Annotated in this window: 13 protein-coding genes; 6 read left to right on the top strand and 7 right to left on the bottom strand. The window is 67.8% G+C overall.

Annotated elements, in window-relative coordinates; genetic code table 11:
- Positions 1–46: 46 nt before the first annotated feature.
- Positions 47–727 carry a tetratricopeptide repeat protein gene (locus CAL25_RS15155; RefSeq protein ID WP_094801474.1) on the bottom strand — a complete coding sequence of 227 codons (681 nt, stop codon included), beginning with the start codon at positions 725–727 and terminating at the stop codon, positions 47–49.
- Positions 728–928: 201 nt separating this feature from the next.
- Between CAL25_RS15155 and tssJ the strand changes: the two genes are divergently transcribed.
- The 5 genes from tssJ to CAL25_RS15130 all read left to right on the top strand — a co-directional run bounded on the left by tssJ (position 929) and on the right by CAL25_RS15130 (position 12,749).
- The gene (gene tssJ, locus CAL25_RS15150) at positions 929–1,546 is read left to right on the top strand and encodes a type VI secretion system lipoprotein TssJ (protein ID WP_094801472.1); all 618 of its coding nucleotides are present in this window, start codon (positions 929–931) and stop codon (positions 1,544–1,546) included.
- Positions 1,547–1,619: 73 nt separating this feature from the next.
- Positions 1,620–2,966, top strand: a complete 1,347-nt coding sequence (gene tssK, locus CAL25_RS15145; protein ID WP_094801470.1) for a type VI secretion system baseplate subunit TssK — start codon at positions 1,620–1,622, stop codon at positions 2,964–2,966.
- Between the two features lie 39 nt (positions 2,967–3,005).
- Entirely contained in the window at positions 3,006–3,788 is a 783-nt protein-coding gene (gene icmH / locus CAL25_RS15140) for a type IVB secretion system protein IcmH/DotU (RefSeq protein ID WP_094801468.1), read from the top strand.
- Between the two features lie 93 nt (positions 3,789–3,881).
- Positions 3,882–12,245 carry a type VI secretion system tip protein TssI/VgrG gene (gene tssI / locus CAL25_RS15135; RefSeq protein WP_094801466.1) on the top strand — a complete coding sequence of 2,788 codons (8,364 nt, stop codon included), beginning with the start codon at positions 3,882–3,884 and terminating at the stop codon, positions 12,243–12,245.
- Between the two features lie 15 nt (positions 12,246–12,260).
- Positions 12,261–12,749, top strand: coding sequence for a hypothetical protein (locus tag CAL25_RS15130; RefSeq protein ID WP_094801464.1), 489 nt, complete (start codon positions 12,261–12,263; stop codon positions 12,747–12,749).
- A gap of 100 nt (positions 12,750–12,849) precedes the next feature.
- Here the strand turns inward: CAL25_RS15130 and CAL25_RS15125 are convergent, their stop codons facing one another.
- From CAL25_RS15125 to CAL25_RS15100, 6 genes are all read right to left on the bottom strand, one after another.
- Positions 12,850–15,165 carry a DUF2235 domain-containing protein gene (locus CAL25_RS15125; RefSeq protein ID WP_094801462.1) on the bottom strand — a complete coding sequence of 772 codons (2,316 nt, stop codon included), beginning with the start codon at positions 15,163–15,165 and terminating at the stop codon, positions 12,850–12,852.
- Positions 15,158–15,970 carry a hypothetical protein gene (locus CAL25_RS15120; RefSeq protein ID WP_249279101.1) on the bottom strand — a complete coding sequence of 271 codons (813 nt, stop codon included), beginning with the start codon at positions 15,968–15,970 and terminating at the stop codon, positions 15,158–15,160. The genes CAL25_RS15125 and CAL25_RS15120 overlap by 8 nt, the downstream gene beginning before the upstream one ends.
- A gap of 162 nt (positions 15,971–16,132) precedes the next feature.
- On the bottom strand, positions 16,133–16,909 hold the full coding sequence (locus tag CAL25_RS15115) for a DUF3304 domain-containing protein (protein WP_094801458.1): 777 nt from the start codon (positions 16,907–16,909) through the stop codon (positions 16,133–16,135).
- A 71-nt stretch (positions 16,910–16,980) separates the two neighbouring features.
- Positions 16,981–17,976: a DUF4123 domain-containing protein gene (locus CAL25_RS15110; RefSeq protein WP_094801456.1), complete on the bottom strand. Its 996-nt coding sequence runs from the start codon at positions 17,974–17,976 to the stop codon at positions 16,981–16,983.
- Positions 17,977–17,987: 11 nt separating this feature from the next.
- Complete coding sequence (locus CAL25_RS15105; RefSeq protein WP_094801454.1) at positions 17,988–20,843, bottom strand: type VI secretion system Vgr family protein; 2,856 nt, start codon at positions 20,841–20,843, stop codon at positions 17,988–17,990.
- 48 nt (positions 20,844–20,891) lie between these two features.
- On the bottom strand, positions 20,892–21,755 hold the full coding sequence (locus CAL25_RS15100; protein WP_094801452.1) for a hypothetical protein: 864 nt from the start codon (positions 21,753–21,755) through the stop codon (positions 20,892–20,894).
- A 237-nt stretch (positions 21,756–21,992) separates the two neighbouring features.
- Between CAL25_RS15100 and CAL25_RS15095 the strand changes: the two genes are divergently transcribed.
- Entirely contained in the window at positions 21,993–22,844 is an 852-nt protein-coding gene (locus CAL25_RS15095; RefSeq protein WP_094801450.1) for a M15 family metallopeptidase, read from the top strand.
- The last annotated feature ends 2 nt before the right edge of the window (positions 22,845–22,846 follow it).

Here is a 22,846-nt window from a genome sequence, read left to right as displayed (position 1 = left end):
CGTGTCTGTCGGGGTCGGCGCGATGCGGGACATCGCGCCGTACAGGTCACTTGTTGAGCAGATCGCCGAAGGGGTTCGGCGTGCGGTTCTGTTGGCCGGCAGGCGGCTGCGCGGCCGGCGTGTTGGCCGCGGGTTGCGACGCGGCGGGTTGAGCTGCGGGCGTGCGGCTGCCGGACGGCGCGGCCGTACCAGCGGAAGGAGCGGCGGCCGGTGTACCGGCGGCCGGCGTACCGGCGGCGGGCGCGCCTGCCGGCGGATTGGCCGGCGGCGGATTCACGCGCGGCGGACGCGGTCCCCGCGGCGGCGGACGGCGGCCCTCGGGGAACAACACATCCTGACCCAGCGTCTCGCGCATGGCGGCGGCCAGCGCGACGGCGTCGGCGCGGGCATTGCCAGCGAGCAGCGTGTCGGCGCGCAGGTCCGCGAGCGATTGCATCGCCACGCGCAGGCCGCCGACGGCACGCACCGTCTTGGCGACGAAGTCCTGCGGATCGCGGTTCAGCGTCTCGTCGGCGGCGACGATCGCCTCACCGTATTTCTGCTGGTCGAATCGAATCTTTGCGATGTAGGACCAGGGCTCACCCTTCGAAGGATTGCGAACGGCAATCTCCTCGAACTGGGCCACCGCCTGGTCCGCCCCCTTCTGCTCGAGCGTCTTCTCGGCGGCGGCGATCGACTTGCGATAGTCGTCATCCGACTGGGGTTGAACGGTGGCGCATCCGGCCATCACAACGACTATGCCGGCGTATACGAGGAGTCGGGACAGAGACATTTTCTGAGCACGTAGCAGGGTTGTAACTAGGGGGCGTATTTCATCAACCTTTTGTTAGTACAGCGCTACAGTGCATTACCCCATGTTACTTGCGTCTATCTTGCACGCATCGTGCTGCGATCTGTATTGCTAAACGCAGTTCCGGTATAAAGGGCCATGTCCAAACATATCCATTTATCTCGCTTCCTCGCAGTTACGTTGTGCCTCGCGGGAACCAGCGTCGTTACGGGGTGTGCGGCCGTTTCGGCGGTCGGTGCCGTGGCCGGGATGGCGGGTAACGCGCTTGAGATGGCGGGCCTGAAAAAGCCCGAAAACGCGCCGATAGAAGTGAAATTGGCCATTCACGCCGGAGAAAATTTGAATGCCAGCAGTGGGCAGGCGATGGCCGCGGTTACAAAAATATACTATCTGAAGAGTCCCGAGGCATTCCAGCGTGCGCCGCTTACGCAATTGATAGACACTGCGCAGGAGAAAGCCGCGCTCGGAGAAACCGTGCTGGGTGCGCGCGAGCTGACGCTCACGCCGGGGCAGCGTTACGAGGTCGTCGAGAAGGTCCCCAAGACCGCCGACTACATCGGTATCGCAGGGCTTTTCTATGCGCCGGCGCCGATGCGATGGAAGTACGTGTTCAAGGTCAAGGACGCCGAAGACACCGGCATCGTGCTGGGTGCGCATGCCTGCGCCCTCACGGTGACCACGGGCAAGCCCACGCTGCCGCCCGGCATCCCTGCCTATGATCCGGCGCGCCTGTCAGGCGTGCAGTGCCCGAGCTGATCGCCTTCGCGCGACCACGCGATCAAGTCCAATAAAAGCAGGCAACACAAGAGAAACCAATAAGAGCGCCATCGTGAGTTACTCAGCCAAAATCCTCTGGGGCGAGGGTCTGTTGCTCCGCCCGCAACACTTCCAGCGTCAAGACGCTTATCACGAAGACCGGCTCGCGGAGATGGCGCGCGCGCTGCATCCATATGCCTGGGGCCTGCGCTCGATCCGCTTCGATGCGGCCGCGCTGTCCAACGGCATGCTGCGTGCCACGGAGCTCTCCGCGGTGTTCCCCGATGGCGAGCTGTACAACGCGCCGCATGGCGATGCGCTGCCTCCGCCCGTGGCCCTCACCGCCCTCGATGGCGTGACCGAGGCCGTGTTCTATCTGGCGCTGCACCCGCTCAAGGAAACGGGCGGCAACTATCGCGACGGCCAGGCCGCCGAGGTGTTCGACGCGCGCTACACCCATGGCAACCAGCCCGCGCCCGATCTCTATACCGCCGCCACGACCGCAGAGCTTGCCTACCTGCGCAAGAACGTGCGGCTGATCTCCGAATTCGAACCGCGCGACGAGCTTCTCGCGATCCCGGTGGCGCGCGTGCGCCGCACGGCCAGCGCGGGCTACGAGATCGACAATATGTTTGTCGGCCCGAGCCTGTCGGTGGCGGCGTCCGGCGCGCTGCACGAGCAGCTGCGCCGGCTGCTCGACGCGCTGCAGGCCAAGGTCAATGCGCTCTACGGCTTTCATCGCGAGCCGAGCAAGAACATCATCGAGTTCCGCTCGGGCGACGTGGCGTCGTTCTGGCTGCTGCATACGGCGAACGAGGCATACGCGGCGCTGTCGCATCTGTTCCATCATCCGCAGCTGCACCCGGAGCGCCTGTTCCAGGAGATGGCGCGCCTGGCCGGTGCGTTGATGACCTTCTCGAAAGAGCACACGCTGGCCGACCTGCCGGTGTACCGCCACGATGCGCCGGGCCCCGCGTTCGCGCGTCTCGACGAGATCCTGCGCGACCTGCTCGAGACCGTGATCTCCACGCGCTATTTCTCGATCGTGCTCGACGAGGTCCGCCCGTCGTTCCATGTGGGCCGGCTCGATTCGGACAAGCTCGACGAGACCACCTCGCTGTATCTCGCTGTGCAGGCCGCGCTGCCCGCCAGCGAAGTCTCCGAACAGGTCCCGATGCGTTTCAAGGTGGGCGCCCCCGACGACGTCGAAAAGCTGGTGCTCTCGGCCATGCCGGGCGTGCAGCTCACCTACACGCCCCAGGTGCCGCCGGCGGTGCCCGTCAAACCGGGCGCCGTCTACTTCACGCTGCAGACGCGCGGCTCGCTGTACGACCGCATGCTGCAGGCACGCAGCATCGCCATCTATGCGCCCGCCGGCATCCCCGAGCTCAAGCTGGACCTGATCGCCGTGACCCGCTGAACGCCCGCGAGCTGACTCACTGAACCGACACAGACTGCCATGACCGCCGATACGCCTTCCCTGCTGTCCGGTACCGCCCTGCCCCCGGGGCGTGCCGCCGACTTCTACGCCAGCCGGCCCGCCAAATCCCTGCTGGATCTGCTCTACGACGGCTTCCTGATGCTGTTCCTGCTCAAGAGCGGGCAGGAGCCCACCGATCCCGCGGCCTTCTCGGCGCGCGTGCAGCAGTTCCTCGCGGACTACGAGCGCACCGCCAAGAAAATGGACATCCCGGCGGAAGACATCTACGCGACCAAATACGCGTTCTGCGCCGCGGTCGACGAGTCGGTGCTGAACTCGCGCTTTGCGATCCGCGACGCCTGGATGCTGCAGCCCCTGCAGCTCACCTTGTTCGGCGAGCAGCTCGCGGGCGAAAACTTCTTCGCCCGGCTCGAAGACCTGCGTGCTCAGGGCGCGCAGCGGCTGCAGTCGCTCGAGGTCTATTACATGTGCCTGCTGCTGGGCTTCCAGGGCAAGTATCTGATCGAAGGCCAGGAAAAGCTCGGCTATCTCACCGCCCGTCTGGGCGACGAGATCGCGCTGCTGCGCGGCAAGCGCACCGGCTTTGCCCCGCACTGGGCGCTGCCCGACAAGGTCGCGCACACGCTCAAGCGCGACGTGCCGCTGTGGTCGATCATGGCCGTGTTCTCGTTGCTGGGCCTGCTGGCCTACCTCGGCCTGGGCCATTTTCTCAATGGCGAAATGCAGACCGCGATGGCGCCGTATCACGACATCGTGAAGCTCGGCCCGCGCGCCGCGCATCTGACCATCTCGCTACCGTAGCGGCATCCCAGAATTTCCGCGGCAGGCGCCCGACCTGCCTCCGCCTCCGGCGCCCCCGCGCCCGGCATCGCAGCCCGAACATCGTCCCGCACCATGAACGCCCTGCCCTCGAACGCCCCGGCCTATTCCTCGCTCAACATCGCCACGCTGTCGCAACAGGCGCGGCTCCTGCGGGTGAGCACGCCGCTGGACGCCGAGCTGGTGCCGGAGCACATGACACTGCGCGAGGGCGTCTCGACTCTGTTCGCCCTGACGCTGGACTGCCTGGCCGGCAGCGCCGAGCTCGACGTGGCAGCGCTGCTGGGCAAGGAAATCTCCGTGAGCCTGCTGCAGGCCGACGGCGCGCTGCGGCGCTGGCACGCGGTGGTGGAAGGCGTCGATGCGCTCGGGGCCGACGGCGGCCTGGCACGCTACCGCCTGCATGCCGCGCCCTGGCTGGCCGCGCTCGGCATGCGCCGCGACAGTTTCATTTATCAGGACCTCACGGTGCAGGACATCGTGAGCGAAGTGCTGGCCGACTATCCCCTCGCGTCGTTCTCGTTCAACCTGAGCGAGACGCTCAAGCCGCGCGCGGTGTGCACGCAGTACCGCGAATCGGATCTGGCGTTCGTCACGCGCATCCTGGCCGAGGCCGGCCTGAGCTGGCGCTTCGACCACCAGCAGGATGACGGCGCGGCCTCCGGCGGTGCCCGCCATCGCCTGGTGATCTTCGACGCGGGCGCGGCACGGCCCGACCTGCAGCCCGCCACGTTGCGCTTTCACCGCAGCGATGCCACCGAAACCGAAGACAGCATCACGCACTTCGGTTCGCGCCAGACGGTGCGCGCCAACTCGGTGGCCCGCGCCGCCTGGAACGAACGCACGCTCACGGCACACGCGGCACACGCCAGCTCGCAAACGCAGGTGGAGTCGCTGCCCGATCTGGAAGACTACGATTACGCCGGCCATGGCCGCTATCCGGACGACGAGGCCGCGGAGCAAGGCGCCACGCGCGCGCTGCGTGCCCTCGAGTCCACCTTCGTGCGCTTCGAGGGCGCCGGCACCGCGCGCGCAATCGCGCCCGGTCATGTGTTCGCCTTGAGCCAGCACGAGCGCTACGCCCAGGGCGGCGGCGCCGGCATCGACGAGCTCGGCGGCAACCGCTACGCGCTGCTCGACGTGGTGCACGAGGCCACCAACAATCTCGGCGCGCAAGCCGCCCAGGTGCTCGACACGCCCGACATGGAGCGCGGCACCTACCGCAACCGCTTCACCGCGCTGCCCGAGGCGGCCGCGTTCATGCCGGCCTGGATGCCGCGCCCCACGGCGCCCGAGGGCCTGGCCGCCGTGGTCGTGAGCGCGAGCGACGCGCCCATCACCACCGACCGCGACCTGCGCGTCAAGGTGCAGTTCCCGTGGCAACGCGGCGAGCGCCCGCTGCAGGGCGGCCTGCCCCATCGCGCCCACGGCGACAGCGAGGGCAATGCCACGGGCGACGAGCGCTCGGGCACCTGGCTGCGCGTGGCCGGTGCGCAGGCCGGCCCCAACTGGGGCGCCAATCATCTGCCGCGCAGCGGCACCGAGGTGATCGTCGAGTTCATCGATGGCGACATCGACCAGCCGGTGGTGGCCGGCCAGCTCTACAACGACGCGGACCTGCCGCCCTGGACCGCCGGCGAGAACGCCGACAGCAATCACGCCGGCGTATTGAGCGGCTGGCACAGCCAGGGGCTGGACGGCGACGGACGCAACCAGTGGCTGTTCGACGATACGCAGGGCAAGCTGCGCACGCGCCTGGCCAGCTCCACGGCGGCCAGTCAGCTGGGGCTGGGCTATCTGATCGAACAGGGACTCGACGACGCCAGCCGCGGCGCATGGCGCGGCAACGGCTTCGAATTGCGCTCGGACGCCTGGACCGTGGTGCGCTCGGGCCAGGGCATGCTGATCTCCGCGACGGCCCGCGCACAGGCGGCCTCGACGCAGGCCGACGCGCGCGAAGCGCTGCTGCTGCTGCGCGGCGCGCAGGATGCCTCGCGCCGTCTGAACGACAGTGCCACGCAGCACAAGGCACGCACCCTCGAAGCCGCGGCCGGTTACGAAGACCTGCTCAAGGCGCTGGACCCCGAGCAGGAGGGCCGCTACGACGCCAGCGTGAATGGCCAGCAGGCCGGCAAGGCGGCCAATGGCCAGCGCACCGACGACAGCGCCGTGGAGCGCATCGGTGGGCCGCACCTGCTGGTGGACGCCCCCAACTCGCTCAACCTCGCCACGCCGGCCAGCGCCGTGCTGCACGCGGGCGAGCATCTGCACGCCACGGCGCAATCCGATGCGCACATCGCGGCCAACAAAACCTATTCGGCGGTGGCCGCGGTGTCGGCCAGCCTCTTCGCCCAGTCGGGCCCGCTGCGCGCGATCTCGGCGCAGGCCCCGGTGTCGCTGCACGCGCATACCGACATTCTCGAAGCGCTGGCCGGACAGGACATCACCGTGACCTCGTCCGTCGAGGGCATCGAGATCCTCGGCCAGCAGCGCGTAACGTTGCAGGCCGCGGGCGGCGCCGTCGTGCTCGATGGCGCGGACATCATCTTCAAGGGTCCGGGCCTGTTCTCGGTGAAGGGCGCCACGCACAACTTCGTGGGCCCGGCGAGCGACAACGCGGCACTGCCGATGCTGCCGAGCACCAACGTCGATGATCCGCTGATCGTCAACGCGGAACTGGTGCACAAGGACGGCAAGATGGCCGCCATGGCCAAGCGTGCCGCGACCGCGCTGGCCGCGGGCCCGGGCGGCGGCGCCGCCGCCAGCGGCATGGCCGACACCCTGGGTGGCATCGGCGATGCCGCCAAGAGTGCGGCGGGCCAGTTGTCGCAGCTGGCCGGCAAAGCCAACCAGCTTGCCGCGCTCGCCAAGGATCCGATGAGCGCGCTGTCGTCCGCGCCCAGCCTGCTGGGCGGCATGAGTCCCGCGGCGGGCGGCTTGATGGACAAGGCCAAGGGCGCCATGAGCATGGCCAAGAACGCGATGGGCATGGCGCAACAGGCGCAGGCCATGATCGCCAACCCGATGTCCGCGTTGCCGACCGCAACCAAAGTGCTGGGCTCGGTCGCGCCCGGCGCCGGGGCGATGGTGGGCAAGGCCACCGCGCTGGCCGGCACGGCGCAGCAGGCGGCGGCCCTCATCAAGAATCCGATCGCGGCCCTGCCGGCGGCCACCGACATGCTCGGCAAGGCACTCCCCGACAGCGCGGCGCCGATGGTGGGCAAGCTCAGCAGCGGCATGACCGCGGGCGCCAACGCCGTCATGGGCGGCGGCCTGGGCAACACCGCGACTCCCGGCGCGACGCCCGGCTTCGCGCCCACCGCGGGCGGCGGGCTGTTCGGCGGATCCACGGGTGGCGCGGGCGCCGTGGCAGGCGGAAGCACCGCCGCCACGAGCGGCGCTGCTACTGCGGGTGCGGGCACTGCTTCTGCCGGTGCTGGCACTGCTTTTGCCGGTGCGGGCACTGCTTCTGCCGGTGCGGGCACTGCTTCTGCCGGTGCTGGCACTGCTTCTGCCGGTGCTGGCACCGCTTCTGCCGGTGCTGGCGCTGCTACTGCTTCTGCGGGTGCCGGCGCTGCTGTCGCACAGGGCGGCTCGGACGTCGCCGCGAGTGGTGGTGCGCCTGCGGCAACTGCCGCGCCTGCAGCCACCCCGGCCTCCGCCAGCGCCGCCTCGGCCCAGGCGCCAGCTTCGACGACGACGGGCGCGGCCGCTGATGCCACGTCGGCCTCGGGCGCGACGCCGGCGTCGTCCGCCAACACGATCAACACCGCTGGCGCCGCGCCTTCCTCCGCGCCGGCAGGCGCCGCGGGCGGCACGATGGCGCCGAGCGGCGTTGCCGCCTCCGGTACGGCGGCGGCATCGCCGGAAGGCATGGCGTCCGCATCCAACGCGAACACGATGCAGGCATCGGCGGCGGCACCGGCAGGCGTCGCGACGCCCGGCGTAGCGACGCCCGGCGTGGGTGCCGCGGCAGCCAGCACCGGCCTTGGAGCCGCGGGTGCCGGGGTGCTCGCCTCGAGCTCGCCCGCGGCCGCCGTGCCTGGCATCGGCGCGGGCCTGCAGGCCAACGTGTCCGGCGCGTCGCCGCTGACCAGTGCCACAGGCGGCATACCCGGCCTGGACACGTCGATCCCTCAGACCTCCGGCGTCGGCAACGCCGCCACACCCGCCTTTACGGGAAGCGGTGTCGCGCTGCCGACGCAAGCACCGGCCGCGGCCGACATCACGGCCTCGGCATTCGCATCGGGCGAGGGCCTGGCCGCGTTGGGGCAACATGCCGCCGTCACCGGCGCGGCGGACCTCTCCGCGACGACCTTCGCCGCGACCACCGCGCAGGCTTCGGTCTCCATGCCCATCGACGCCGCCGGTCACGCAGCCGCGTCCTCATCGATGGCTGCACTGGACCCGTCGGCCGCGTTCGCTCCGGACAGCGGCCCGTTCCATGCCGCCCCTGCGAGCGCAGCTGCGGCCCTCGACTCCACGAGCGGCGCCGCGCAGGCGACCGCGGCACTCGGCGCCATTGCGCATGTGGCTCAGCGCACGGTGAACGCCGGATCACGCGCCGGGTCGCGGACCCTCGACGCTGATAACGGCGCCGACACCGCCGCGCGGCATCCCGTCCATCCCGCCTGGGGCTCGGCCACCGACGCCAAGCATCACGACGGCACGACGACAGCCCTGCCGAAGGCCGCCGACGCAGCGGTCGCCGATGCTACGCCTCCCATTGCGACGCACACCATCGCCCGCAGCGCGAGCGCCGCCCTTTACGCCGGCGCCCTCGCCGCCTCCGCGCAGAACAGCGCGCGCGCCGCAGCGCCGCGCATTCTCGATGCGCTCGCGGCATCGGCCACAACCGGCGATACGACACGCGCGTCCGACCACGCGCCCGCGCGCAACACCGAGCTTGAAGCCGGCCACGGCGCGCCGCCGCGAGACCTGCACACGACGCCCGCCGCGGGCGACGCGCGGTCTGCCACCCGGCCGCTCAACGCAGAAGCCGAAGCCACCCCCTACGCCCGACGAGCCGACACCACCTCGCCCGCACATAACGACGCCGCCAAGGACACGCAGACGCGTGACCATCGCGAGACCCTCGATACCGCCGCGCGGCTGGCGGCGCTGGCTGCCGGCGCGGGCGCCGTCCTGCATGCCGCGAGCGCCGCGGCCAGCGATGCCTCGCAAAGCGCGGAGCAGGCCGCGCGCGCCCGCGACGCGCTGAACGGCGCCGGCGAGGCACTGGATCGCACCGGCACGGCGAGCGCAGGCCTGGACAACGCGTCGTCGCACGCCTCGACCTCGGCCGATGCCGCTGCGACCGCGCAGGCCGCGAGCCAGGCGGCCTCCGCAGCCGGTCCCGCGGTGAATCCTGCGAACGCCACCGAACTGCTGCGAGCAGACACGTCCTCCCCCGCCGGCCTGGAAGGCGCGGCAGGCGGCACCTGGTCGGAAGGCATCGGCGCGACGGCGAACTCGCCCGCGACAGCCCTTCCAGAAGGCGGTGACATCGCGATGGGTGGCCTCGATGCCGCATCGTCCTCGGTCGGAACGCCCCCGCTCACATCGCCCGGCGTTCTGTCGGGCTCGAATTCGACGCTGCCCCAGGGCGGCGCACTGCCTGGCGTCGATACCGCTGGCATCGACCCGTCGGGTAGCACGATCCCCGGCGGCGTCGGCGAAGCGGCCGGCGGCATCGGCGGCGTGATCGGCGCCGGCACCGCGACCGCGGCAGGCTCGAGCGCGGGCACGACGGCGGCAGGAGGCGCGGCCGGCGCTGCTGCCACCGGCGCCACCTCCGGCGCGGGCGTGGCTACCGGCGCAGGCACGGTGGCAGGCAGCGCCGGTAGCGCGGCTGCTGGCGCCCCAACCACCACCACGGCAGGCGCGGCGACAGGCGCCGCCGGCGCACCGGCGGCTGCCGGGTCCGCGCCGGCTTCCACCACGGCCAACGGCGCAAACGACGGCGCCGCTGCATCCCGCAGCGCCGACGCCGCGGGCGACACATCGGCCGCGAACACCGGCAATGCGTCGGCACCGAACGCGGGCGCTTCGGCGGACGCCTCCGCAGGTGCACCCTCGGGTGCGAACGGAGCAGCGGCAGGCGCGCCCGCGCAGTCGGGTACCGCGCACGCGGGCACGGCACCGGCAGGCACTGCGCCGACAGACACCGCATCGGCGGGCACTGCGCCGACAGACACCGCATCGGCGGGCACTGCGCCGCCCGCCGCCGCATCGGCGGGCGCCGCATCCACCAGCACCGCCTCCACCAACCCCGCGTCCGCCAGCAGCGCGCCATCCGGCGCCGCGACACCGGCGACCGCCACCACGGGCCTCGGCAACGGCGGCACGCCGCCCATTGCCCCGGGCGCCACGACCGCACCGGGTTCTCCCGACACCGTGCTGGGCGGCGAAACCGCGCGCGCAGCGGGCGTTGCCGGCAGCACGCCGGCCACCAGCGCCACCGATCTATCCGCCGTCACCGCGGCCAGCAGCGCGGGCGCGGCCACCACCGCGGCTGCGGGCGCGGCAGCGGGCGCGTCCGGTGGCGGCGGCCTCGCCGCCATCGCATCGCACGCGAGCACGGCATCGAATGTGCTGGGCGGCGTGTCCACCCTGGCCACCACCGGCATCAGTGCCAGCGTGGCGGCCGCGATTCCGCCGGTGATGAACCAGGCGCTGGCCGCCGTCGGCAACCAGGCCGGCGCACTCGGCAATGCGGTGAACACGCTGTTCTCGCTGCCCGATGTCAACCAGAACAACATCCCCGCCGTAGCGGGCGCCATCCTGGGCATGTCCGGCCTGTCGAGCGCGTCCGTGCCCAAGGTGCTGACGGCGATTCTGAACTCGCCCACCATCAGTACCGAAGTGCTGCCTCGGGTGGCCGATGTGTTGATGAAAATCCCCGGCGTGGCCGACTCGCCGCTGCCGCAGATCACGCGCGACGTGCTCGGCACGCTGGGCATCGGCACCAGCGCGCGCGTCCCCGGCGAAGGTGGCACGGGCGACGCCACGCGCAGCGGCGCGGGCGGCGTGCCCAGCGTATCGACCTACCAGGGCCGCATGTCGGGCGCAAAGCTGCAGTACGTGAACCTCGAAGAGGTCGACGACAAATGGAACGACGGCGTCGCGCTCACGACCACCGAGCGCCAATCGCGCAAGCCGCGCATCCACGTCGAGTTCAATCGCCCCGGCGCGCACCGCTTCACGATCACCGTCAAACCCGATCCCGGCAACATCGCCTATACCGGCCGCGAACGCGGCCGCCGGCCGAGCTACCAGGATCCGCATACCAATCCCCGGCCCTACACCACGAAGGCCGACGGCACTTTCATCGTGGACGATATCGAGTTGCCGGCTGCCGGCCGCAACGTCTATCTGTTCGAGGTGCGCGACGAACGCGGGCAGCTCATCAAGACCGAGCGCGTCGAGACGGCGCGCCGGCTCTACGTGCAGGAGATCATGTGCCTGAGCCGCAACCCGGCGCCGCACCTGCATGACGTCACGCCGGTCACCGCGGAGTTCGCCATCCATGGCGTCGACATGGTCCAGCTGGCGCGCCGCTCGTTCCGGGGCCGCAGCTCCGTGGACGCCGCGGATTCGGTGGAAGGACAGCAGGCCATCATGCGGCAGATCAACACCGTGTACAGCGCCTCCGAAGGGCGGGAGCGCGAGCCCTACACGCTGGTGGTCTGCCACGTCGATCGGCTCGCCGTGCCGGGCCTGAGCGGCGATATGCGCATGCCCGTGCCCGCCGGCCCGGGCGGACGCAACATGGACGTGCCGGTGCTCAACGACGACCGTACCTGGGCACGCCTGTGGCTCGACTACGAAGAGGGCGAAGACTGGCTGATCCATGCGCGCTACATCTATACGGATGCATCGGGCGTGGAGCGGACCGTCAACATCCCGCGCGAACTCATGACCCCGATCCGCGATACGGTGCCGGGCGACTGCTCCGCCGTGAAGGTCGACCTCACGCGCCTCTTCCCCACGCCGGTGCGCGGCACGCTGAACATCCAGTTCCGCGTCGTCGCCGCCAGCTATGCCGGCCTCGCGCTCAACGACACCAACCTGCTGTTCGTGAGCACGCTCGACGGCTTCGAGCCCAATACACAAGCCTACCTCACCGAAACGCTGGCCCACGAAATGGGTCACTTGCTCGGCATGGTGCCCAGCGGTCCGACCTGGCCGGGCCTTGCCAACGAAGATCCCACGGCCGACATGTCGAAGCTGGATCCGCCGCCGCACTTCTATTACAAGCACGGCGGCCACTGCTATTACGGCCTGCCCAACCGCAACGGCGAGTACAGCTCGGAGATAGGCCAGTGCGTGATGTACGGCATCACCTGCGCCAACATCCACTTCTGCCCCGGCTGCGCCAAAGCCATGCGCAAGGTGGATTGCTCCGAAGGCTGGCCTTCTTTCACGACACTTCTCTGATAGCTGGATCGCGCGATGAACGCTGACTGGATCGAACCCGCCGACTTTGCCTCGGTACCGCTGCATTCCACGGCCGAGCACGTCTGCATGCCGCCCCTGCAGGGCTATGACGCGCAATTGCGCATTGCCGCGCCCGCCAAGGTGCGGATCCGCGCCGACCATCCGCTCGCCATCCCCGTCTGCGCCCGCGGCATCCTGCCGGCCGTCGAAGACCCGCAGAAGCCCGGCTTCGTCGCCAAGGATGTGCAAAGCGGCAAGGTCTATCGCGGCATCGCGTTCGACTACTCGCGCCCGCCGCTCGACAACGTCGAGGTCGACCCCTCGGAGCCGCGCCCCTTCAAGAAGGTCCCGCTTCCGCCCGGCCTGACCGTCGAGACGCGTTTCTCCACCGACATGGTGCGCACGCTCAACCTGCCCACGCGTCCGGCCAATTACGAGGTCTACATCGAGGTGGACGGGATCCGTTCGAATCAGGTGAACATCGAGGTCGAAGAAGCGAAGTAGGGATCGTCCCACGCACCCCGCAATGCAAAGGGCCTGGTTTTCACCAGGCGCTTTTCGTTTGCGAGACGCAGAGGAGGGAACGGCGGCTTGCGCCTGCCCATCAGGGCGCGCTCGCCATCGGGCGTGGTTGCGTCAACTGTTCCTGGCGCTTCATGAGATCGTCGACACGCTGCGCATCCTGCATATCCTGCCCCCGCTGCTGCATCTCCTTCTTGAAATCCGTCTTGCCGAAGATGTCCTTGTCGCGCAGGCGGAAATACAACGTCGTGCTGGCCAACAAGTGATCGGGCCAACTGCTGAGCATGGCGTCGTGTACGAGCCAATCGAACAGTGTCATGACCTTGGGCGGCAGCGGATTGGCACCCGTAGCGGCCTCGCGCCAAACATTGAGCAACTTGTGTTGCAGCTTTCGCTCGGCCAACATTTCGGAGAACGGATCGCTTTGAGGCGCGGGGCGATCCTCGACCGGAATATGGGCATTGCGCGCATCCTCTCTACGCTGCATCTCCGCTTGCCCCTGAAGGATGCGCTCCACCGCCTCAGGCCGATTCTGGATCATCCATTCTTTGTGCGTCTCGATGCCTTGCACGAATTTCTCGGATTTTTCGAGCGTTTCAATTTCTTCTTCGAGCCGCTGCCAAAGCGGCTTGAACCGCTGCGGCGGCGCCTCGCCCCGGCTCATCACCGCCCGATCCCAACGCTCCTCGTGCAGCGCCTGCAACTCCCTGATTTTCTGCAGTTGGGCAGGCCGCGCCGGATCATCGTCATCCATCATGGTGATGTCCCGCACGGCCTCGTCCAGCTCCTGCTTTACCGTATGGTGGTCGCGATCCTTGATCCATTCCTCCGCGGCATCGCCCAACTCCGTCTTGAAAACGGGATCTTGATACCGCACCGCGAGCCAGCGTAGAAAGACCTCCATGTGCGGCATCAGGTCAGCACCCGGTTTGTACGGCACGACCTCCCGATAGGCTTCTACGAGCTCCCTGATCTCGAAGCTCTCACCATCCGCGTGAATCGCCTCGCCGAGCTTGAATTTCTCGAACGTAAATTCGCGCTTCGTCTTGAGCGCTTCGATACTGTACATGGCGGCGCCACTGCTCAGCGCCTGGTTGAGCATGTCGCGTAGCGCCACACGCGACAACTCTGCTCGAATGCCCAGCGCGCCTTCCGGACTTACGCCAGTCACGTCGCCGCTCGACCCGGGATACAGATACTGCTCGCCGCGCGTCTTCTCAAGGCTGTCCATGCGCTGATTGCGTCGCAGCTCGTGTGCCGCGGCAAAGTGCACGCAGCGCTCTACCGCAGCCGGAATCGTCAAGGTCCGATCTTTGTGGGTCTGCTTGAGCAGGTCTGTGAACGGCAGAAAGCCCAAAAACGTGCTCTCGTCCATGATCGAAGCGACAGAATCCAGCAGGCCCACGAAGCGTATGGAAATTGGCGTATTGGGCCTGTTGGCGGTCGGGTCGCCCACGACAGCGAGATCCACCTCGCTACGCCCCTTGAACTTCTTCACGAGATCGTTCACAAATTGCTTGGCAATGACGCCGCCACGATCACCGCCGAAGACAGTGACCTCGATTTTAACGACGTGACTCTCTGCGTTCACTGTCTCATAGGCAGCCTTGAATTGCCGGATTGCCGCGTCCACCCGGACATCCACGCCGGTGCCCATAAGATAAGCGACCGTTTCATTGTCGCGAATCACAGGCACACCTTCGAGCAGCGTTGCCTTTGCCGTCTCTTTGACACCGGTCCAGGCCACCTTGAGCGGATTCTTCTTAAAACTCGACCACGCGCCCCGCAACACGCCGCGCACCCGATTGCTCAAGCGCTCGCCGTCCATCACGTTCCAGATCCGCACGGCCTTCTGGGGCAGCGTGTTTACATCCTTAACGACATCCTTATACGCCTTGACCAGCGGCTGATACGATCCCTCCTTAACGGCTTTCTGCGTTGCGCTACGCAAGCGCTTAAGCATGTCGTGCTCGGGCACCTCATCCACACGCGTGACGTTTTTCGCGGCATCCACGACACGCTTCCCCGCCTCGGTCGCCAGCTTCGCGCCCGCCGTGGTTGCCGCGTAGATCAGATCGTCATTCTTCGCGTCCTCGTTCAGTTCCGTGCCAAGACCGGAGTAATAAAAGCGGAACCAGTGTTGATGCTTAGGCCGGTCGAAGTCGTTCTGGGTAAAGTGTGCTTCCCATAGACGGCTGACGTTCGAGTAGAAAGTCGGATTCCCCTCGTCGACATCGCGGCTCCGGCCAAATCCATCGAAAAAGAATCCCATGCGGATGACGGCGCCGCACTCGCGGCAATCATCTTTGGGATATGCTGCCTCATTCTGCGCCATGCCCTTTAGCACAGAGGCAGGCGTGCGATCTGCCGTTGAGTTCTCTGCGCTCGTTTCAGACATTTTTGTCCCCCGCAGGCGTTCCGGACTGCTTTATTGCGGCAAGCCGGCTGGCAGAAAGCCCCTCTATCGCGCGTGCAAACTCTCCAGCCTTGCGATCCTTCTGCTGAAGTACCGCTGCAATCTCAGGATCCTTGTCAAAATCTGACGCCACCGTGAAGTACATCTTCATGTATTGCTGCATGTCGTCCGGATCCTCGATACGATACTTCCCCCAGGATGTTTTGGTGACCCTTGCAATCACGCGCATGAGTTCGACACCATCGCGAAATTCACCTAGCGCCGGACGATGCTCGCGCCATAGCCAGCGCGCGGTATCGACGATAGGCAAGCGCGTGTTGACGAGCTTGCGGCTCAACGCCACTTCGACATGCTCATCCGGATAAATATGCATTTCCAGATAGAGCGGCCCTTCGCCGGGCGGTGGCTCGGTGGCAGGAAAAGTCACGTTCTTCTCGCGCGTGAAAACGAGGCTGTCAAAGTCTTTGCCAGACCGATGCAAATCCAAGGGGTCGATCGCTCGCCATTCCGCCTTGAATTTCGTACCACTGAGCGTATAGCAGCACGACACCGACCCCGCACCGGCACCCACACTAACCTGCATGCTCGTCGCCCGGCCTCCCTCTTCATCGGACAGGGTGACCCGATCCATCTCATACTGCGTGTAGTTGTAGGCGATGAAGCTGACACCGCGATAAACGGGTTCGCTCTCGCATCCTGCCAGCAGCCCGAAAGACATCAGGACCGCCATCAATACTCTGCGCATACTCGCTCCAAATGAGATCGCGTTGTCGCGATCGCGGCGCATTGCCATCCTCCGCTGCGCCGTGTTCTCTTAAGCCACGCTCAGGCGCGGCCGACTCTCGGCTTCGCGCCGCTGATCCTCGCAGCGCGGCAAGGCGTCCCATACCGAATCGGGCACGTTCGCCAGCACCGCAGCAAGCCCTCCACCGACGCCCGGCCGCTGAGATTAGACATTCTTATCTCCCGGTGGCGTGCCCGATGCCTTCAACCCAGCGATGCGCTGCGCCGACAGCGCTTCGACTGCTCGGGCAAACTCGCCGGGCTGGCGGTCCTGCCTCTGCAGCACGGCCGCGATTTCCGGGTCCTTGTCGAAGTCCGACGCGACCGTGAAGTACAGACGCATGTACTGACGCATATCGGCGGCGTCCTCGATGCCGTACTTGCCCCACGAGGTCCTGGTCACGCGCGCGATCACTCGCATGAGCTCGACACCATCGCGAAAATCCTGCAGGGCCGGCCGATGCTCTCGCCACATCCAGCGCGCAGTGTCGACGATAGGCAATCGGTTGTTCATCAGCTTGCGGCTCAACGCCACCTCGACGTGCTCGTCCGGATAGATATGCATTTCGAGATAGAGCGGTCCATCGCCGTCGGGCGACTCCGTGGCCGGAAAGCTGACGTCCTTCTTCCTGACAAAGAAGTGCTTATCGACATCTTTGTCGTCCAGGTGATTACGCAACACCTCGGAATCCACTGCACGCCACTCTGCTTTCAAGTCCGTGCCGCGGAGCGTGTAGCAGCAGCTCACCGAGCCGCCTCCCGCGCCGACGCTAACCTGGCTCGTCGCCGCACGCCCCCCGTCGCTATCGGAAAGCCTTACCCAGTCGATGTCATATTGCGTGTAGTTGTAGGCAATGAACCCCACACCCTTGTAAACCGGCTCGCCGTTACAGCCAGCCAGCAGAGCGATCCACATCAAGCCGGCCATGCGAACCATGCGCATGACTCGTTCCGGATGCGATCGATAAGCGATATGGTGTGGAGCTCGGCGCGCGGCGTACATCCCTGGCGCCCTCAATTGACGCTCAAACGCGGGGCGCGCTCCGCCTCGTCGCGCCCGGCGTCCGTCCGCGGCAACGTGTCCCACACCGAGTCGGGCACATGCGCCAGCGCGGCCGACAGGCCGCCTTCGAGGCCGGGGCGGTAGCTCCGCAGCCCGGCCTGGATCAGCGGGTGCTCGTCGAACACCGGCGAGATCGACACGCCGCAGGCCACATAATCGAACGTATCCTGATCGCCGCGCACGCCATACGCACGGGCCCGCTCCAGTTGCGTCTGGACCCGCGGAACCAGTGCATCCTGGTCGGGGTTGCCGGGCAGCAGACCCGGATACAGCCGCCGCAACTGCACGGCGAGCTTGTCCGGATAATCCAGATCGAAAAACAGCTGATGCTGCTCCGGCGTCAGACGCTGGATTTCCTCGTGCGCGGCAGGCCTGCGCGCGCCGCCTGGCAGGCGCGCCACCGTGCCATCGCGCAGGGGATAGTGCAACGCGATCATGGGCGCCAGAAAATCCCCGCGCTGCGACGCGTCCCACACCTGCAGCGCGCGGTGCAGGATGCGGCTGTCGTACCAGTGGAGGAAAAATTCCTGGCCATCGGGCAGTGCGTAATCGCAGAAGTGCCCGAAGTGGCCGATCAGCGCCTCCAGCGGCGAGGTCGACACGAAGCCCGTCATCGCATAACGGCCGCCCGCGCGCTCGTGCAGCGCTTCCAGCACCCGCACCAGCACCGTACTGAAGTCGTCATAGCGGGGGCCGCGAAGCACGCCCTGCGAGGCGCCATCCACCTCGATCAGCATGGGCGCCACGTCGCCGTAGATATCCAGCCCCGTCCGGGCCCAGACCGAGCCGAAGCTCAGGTCCTCGGCGCGGGACAGTTGGGCGAGCAGATCCGGATGGCCACGAAAATCCACCACCACGAAGGCGCGGGCCGCCTCGCCATATGGGCCGCGATGATGCGGCAGCTGGTCGAACAGTTCGATAAGCCCGGCCTGCCAGGATGCTGTCATGGCGCGCCCCCTCAAGCCTTGTCGGTGATCGACTGCACCGACTCCTGGGCGTCGAGCACGCAGGTCTTGCAGACGGTGAATTGCGGAAACGGATACGGCATCTGCGTGGGCCCGGCGAACTGCTTGTTGCCGGTCTTCACGTCGATGCGGCCCGGCGCGGTGACCGTGATGTTGCCGCCCTCGATCACGATGCTCGCACCTGCCGCGTTGGCGATGCGGATGCGCGTGGGCGAGGCGTATTCGATACCGGCGTTGGCGCTGACCATGCGCAGATCCTGCTGCGCCTGCACCGTGAGAATGTCATGTTGCGAGATCACGTCGACCTCGCCGCTGCCCGCGATCAGATCCAGGCCCGACTCGGCGCCGCCCTTCTGCACGCCGGCCACCACGCCCAGCGCCTGGCCGGTATGCATGCGCAGCGATCCGACCACGGCCAGGTTCTGGTCCTTGCCGGCCGACCAGTGCACGAGCTCGCCCGCATTGACCTGCAGATTGCGTCCGGCCGCCTGCGTGAGACCGGCACGGCCGGCCATCAGCACCAGGGGATCCGTGAAGTGCGGCACCTTGCCTTCGGCGGCCTCGGTGTGTTTGACCGACGCATCTTCGCGGGCGCCGCCGAGCGCCTCGCCCGACACGGTGCCCTTGATTGCATGTTCCATGGCGGCCAACGGCGCGCGCTCGCTGTCGAGGCGGCTCGCCCCTTCGGAAGCGGTGCCGCGTGCGCTCGCCAGCCGCACGCCCTGGTGCGCCCCCACCACGCCGTCGAACGACGCGGCCATGATGCCGGCCTGGCCGGCCAGCGCAAGCTGCGCGGTGGCGTCGCCGGCCGGGTCGGCGCCCTGGGCGGCGTAGGTGGTCAGCAACACGCCATTGCCGCCACGCACCGCGCCATAGGCGTCGGTGCGCAACTCCGCGCCCACGCCGCGCACATTGCCTCGGAAATTGCCGCTCTGGTGGATGAGATGGCCCAGGTTCAGCTCGGTATCCGCCAGGCTCGATTTGATCTGCATGCGCAACTGGCTATCCGTGTCGTCGAAGACGATCTGGTTGTAGCCGTTGCCGCCGAATTCCTTGCTCTTGAAGCCGCTGAGCGCGGCCGCGTTGCGATGCTGGGCATCGCCACCGCCCGCGCCATGCCACGCCGGCGCGTTGCCGCTGGCGAGATTGGCCTGCGCGCTGGGCTTGCCATCGGCAGCCGCGGCGTAGACGTCATCTTCGGTCTGCGCGCCGCCCTTGCCGCCCGGCGTGGCCGGAATCCCGCCCTCGCCCCGGCCGTTGTAGAGTGCGCCGACAACGAGCGGCTGATCGACGTCTTCGTCGAGGAACCGCACCAGCACTTCCTGGCCGATGCGCGGCACGAAGCTCATGCCCATGCCGGCGCCGGCCTGACGTTGCGCCACCCGGGCCCAGCGGCTCGTGGCGAGGCCTTCGCCCGCTGCCTGCCAATGAAAGCGCACGCGCACGTCGCCGCGCGCATTGCGATAGATCTCGCTGCCGTCGCTGGCCTCGATGCCGCCGTCGGCGCTGGTGACGATGGCGGTGTGCACCCCCACCGCCGACGCGCCGCCGCTCAGGCGCGCGCCCCGCGCGTCCGCCGGCGCGGCGCGCCACGGTCGATCGCAGCGCACGGCGCGAAAGCGATTCGCATAGCCCACCTCGTGCGCGCGCGTCAGCAGCGCAGGCTCGGGCCGACCCGGCTCACCGGCGGCATCGGGCTGATCGTCGAACGGCTCATCGTCATCGAAATCCAGGAAATCGTCGAGCGCGCCCAGCCGCTGCGACAGGGCGGCGTCTTCGTTGCCGGGCAGGTTGTTGATGCCCACATGCTCGAGACGGTCGAGCGCGAACTTCGGTTCGAAGCCGGCTTCGCCCGCCGGGCCGAGCGGCGACATCTCCTGCAGCGTGAAACGCGTACCGGACCGGAACGTACGCACGTTGCCGCGCCCCAGAAACGTCTCCGCGCGGGCCTGCACGGCTTCCATCATCAGATTGGCCTGAAACTGCGCGTGGGCCTCGTTCACGAAACCGCCATGGCCCAGCGGCTCGAACCATTCCAGGCCGGCGTCATCGCCCGAGGGCGTCGCGAGCGCTTCGCCGGTGACGGCATGCTTGCCGCTCTCGTGCCATCCGAGCACGGTCACGCGGTCCACGCCGCGCCGGCGGCGCCGTGCGATGGCCTGCACCCCGTCGCGGGTCTCGGTGGCATGCGCGCGCTGAAAGCGCACGCCCGCGCCCGCCGACTCGAGGTCTTCGGGTAGCGCGCGGCTGTCGGCGAAGATCAGCACGGCGTGCCGGGCCGGCGCTTCATCGTCTTCCACGGAGGTCCAGCCCAACCCCGCCTCGACGAACAGGCGCGACAGGAACGCATAATCGGTTTCGCGGTACTGCGTGGTGTAGGGGCGCACCGGCAGATCCGCCAGATGCGCGCTGACATCGTCGGCCAGCTTGTAGGCGTAGCCCTCGTAGCTGTCGAGGACGTGGCGCACGATGTCCAGCACCGACTGATTCTCATAGATGCGGCTGTTGCGCCGCTGCGTGGCGAGCCAGAGCCAGGGCGCGAGCGTGACCCGATAACGCGCCATGCCGGCATTGCCGCCCAGCATCTCGGCCGCGCGCACCACCCCGCTGCGACCCACTTCGCTGCCATCGGCGCGTACCGCCCACAACGTGGCCGGCCGCGACACCATGTCGTCGAGATCGAGCGCGGCATCTTCGGCCAGCGCCACCACGCGCAGCTGCGACAGCGCGGACAGGCCCTCGCGCGCGACCCAGCCTTCCACGCGCAATGACGACAGCGCGCCCTCGCCCTCAAGCCGGTAAAGGCGGGACTCGGTGTTGGAACTGCCGGCGTTTGCGTTGACGGCCATAAAACAGAAACCTCGCGACGGACAGGGGAGAACGGAACGACGGGCGGATCAGGGCTCGATATTGGCCTGCGGCGTGGGGCATTCGGGCGCGGTGCCCCAATGGCCCGCGCATGTCCTCAGGCGGCATTGCTCGCCTTCGAGAAAACTCAGCTTGCGGCACTCGCTCAGGCGATCGGCCAACGGCGAGCCGGGCATCACCCGCATGAACATGCCGTCGGTCTTGTACACGCGCGTGCCTGGCGGCGAAGCCGGCGGCAGGCCGTAATCCATCAGGGCGGACAGCAGCGCGGCATCGCTATCGGCGGGCTTGCGCGACGGCGAGGCCTTGGCCGGCTTGGTCTGACGCGCGCCGTTATCGGCCTGCTTGCGCTGCTGCTCGGCGGCCTGACGCGTCGGCCCCGGCGCGACGGGCCGGGCGGCCACCGGGCCGGGCGTCGATGCGCCGGGCGTCGGAGCAGTCATCGCGAGCACCGACAGCGGATTCGTGGGCTCGCCGTCCGGCTCGCGATCGCCTCGACCCAGATTCGGATCCGCGGCGGGCGGCGTCTCATCCACGATCGCCGCCGTCGCGGGCGCCGGCGCAGCGTCGGCCGATGGCGCCGCGGGCGCACGGGCGATCAGATCGGGATTGGTTGCGGGCGCAACTTGATTGGCGGCCGCGCCGCCCGGTGCCTGCGGGTCGGACGCAGGCGCTTGCGCCATGAGTGGCACGGCGCCGTCTTCGACCACCAGCCAGGTCGCCGCACCGGCGAACAGGGCCAACAGCAATGCCAGCACGACCCAGCGCACGGGGCGCGCGCGGCGCTTGTTCGGAAGATGCTTGGCTTCGGCATCGGGCGCACGGCCTTCTAGCGCGGCCAGGATGCGCGGGGCGCCCGCCTCGCCGCGAGAGGCCGAGGAAGGACTGAGCAAGCTTGGCGCGGAGGTCGTAGGGCGGGCTTTTTCTTTGTCTTCTGCCATGCGTAATCCCGTGTCAGCAGGAGGCGAGCAGCCCCCCTGTAACCAAGGCGACCGAGAATAACGCATACATATATCTCGAACATTGCGCCTTGTTACGATTTCTAAGGGTCAGACGCTGTTTGCAACCCCGGATGACTTGCCTCAGGCGCGAATAGAACAAAAGATTACGCCTTCACCTGAGGGACTGAATTGTTACTACTACTGCCCCTGTATTTTTTACTGGCGGTGGGCGTCTCCGCGCTGCTGTTTTTTCCGGGTCTGCGCCAGGGCGCGGTCCGGGGTCTGCGCGCGTGTGCACAAGGCATTTCCAGAGGGGCCGCGCGCGGCGCGACGCACGCGGGCGGGGCGGTGGGCGGTACCGCGGGTGCGTTGCGGCATGGCGCAAGACAGTCGGCAGGCTGGGTGGCGCGGCATCGGTGGCAAGTTGCAATCGGTCTTGCCGTGGTGCTGCTGCCGTCGATTTTCGCTTTCCTGATGCGACACAATCACACATTTTTTTACGATGCACGAACCACCGGTCCGGACCGTCGAATTCATGCCCTGCTCGAAGGCGAACGCCTCGTGCCGCCGCCTGCGCTGCCGCCCGAAGCCTTCACCACACGCGAGGTGGAATTGGTGCGGCCCAAGCTCGGTGGCGCCAGCCGCAACTGGGATCTGCTCGATGCCGATTTCCGTCAGCGTCTGCTGCTGGCCTATCAGATCATGCGCGATCAGCACGGTTACGAGATGGCGCTCATCGAGGGCTATCGCAGCCCCGAGCGTCAGGCCGAGCTCGCGGCGATGGGCTCGCACGTCACGAACGCCGGCGCGTTCCAGAGCTGGCACCAGTACGGGCTCGCGGCCGACAGCGCGTTCTATCGCGACGGCAAGCTCGTGATCTCGGAAAAGGATCCCTGGGCCATGCGCGGTTATGAGCTCTTCGGCGAAACCGCCGAGCTCGTCGGCCTGACCTGGGGCGGCCGCTGGAAGATGATGGACTTCGGTCACGTGGAGCTGCGCAAGCCCGGCGTCATGCGGCGCAACGGCGCTGCCGCGCAATGACG

The sequence above is a fragment of the Bordetella genomosp. 5 genome, assembly GCF_002261315.1.
Taxonomy (GTDB): Bacteria; Pseudomonadota; Gammaproteobacteria; order Burkholderiales; family Burkholderiaceae_B; genus Bordetella.
The sequence above is the reverse complement of the archived record's forward strand: the minus strand, read 5'-3'. Positions and strand labels throughout refer to the sequence as shown.